This window comes from Paenibacillus hemerocallicola, assembly GCF_006265175.1.
Taxonomy (GTDB): domain Bacteria; phylum Bacillota; class Bacilli; order Paenibacillales; family NBRC-103111; genus Paenibacillus_AB; species Paenibacillus_AB hemerocallicola.
In genome coordinates this window covers 1-792 of the sequence record NZ_VDCQ01000159.1, presented here as the reverse complement: position 1 = coordinate 792, position 792 = coordinate 1, and the positions used below count along the sequence as shown (strand labels likewise).

Annotated in this window: 1 protein-coding gene; it reads right to left on the bottom strand. The window is 57.1% G+C overall.

Features of this window, described 5'->3' with window-relative positions:
* Positions 1-252: 252 nt before the first annotated feature.
* Positions 253-792 (bottom strand): LLM class oxidoreductase (locus FE784_RS40555; protein WP_484217488.1); only part of this gene is annotated, 540 nt, incomplete at its 5' end.

Here is a 792-nt window from a genome sequence, read left to right as displayed (position 1 = left end):
TCAGCGAGCCGAATTTCGAACGGAATTCATCAGTCCGTGCCAAAATAAGGCTGGTTTCAGCACTATCTGCGTCTTTTTCCCACTTCGTGCGGACAGTAGTGCTGGTTCAACCTTATTTCTGTCTTCCCGCTTCATCGGCGGACCAAACCGGCCTATGCAGCAAGAAGGAGGTTCACTATTATTAAACTTTGGTTCACAACGATCCGCCCATGACGTTTGTTAATAATTCGCCATGCGTGTTGTCCGCCAAGCTCAGTTGGCCTCGCGCCGCTGTGCCCATACTTGCTTATGGACATTCTCGGGGCGCGCCAGACCAAGGTTCTCCCGCAAGGTGGAGCCTTCGTAGGCGGTGCGGAAAATGCCGCGGTTTTGCAGCTCGGGGACGACTTTGTCGACGAACGTTTCGAGCCCGCTCGGGTAAATGGCCGGCAGCAGGTTGAAGCCGTCGGCGCCGCCTTCGCGCAGCCATTTCTCGATGAAGTCCGCGACTTGGATGACCGAGCCGGTAAACGTGACGTGCCCGTGTCCGCCGTAGCTGCGGCTCAGGAACTGGCGAATCGTCATGTTGTCCCGGATCGCCGCGTCGATGACGACCTCGTGGCGGCTTGTAATGCCGCCTTTGATCGTACCGTACGGCTTCGCCCGATCTACCGGGACCGGCGCGTCAAGCGGATATTCGGACAGGTCGACGTCGAAATAGTTGGACAGACGCTTCAACGATTTCTTCGTGTCGACGAGCGAATTGAGCTCATCCTCCAAGTCTCTCGCTTCGGCTTCGGTGTCCGCGACGAT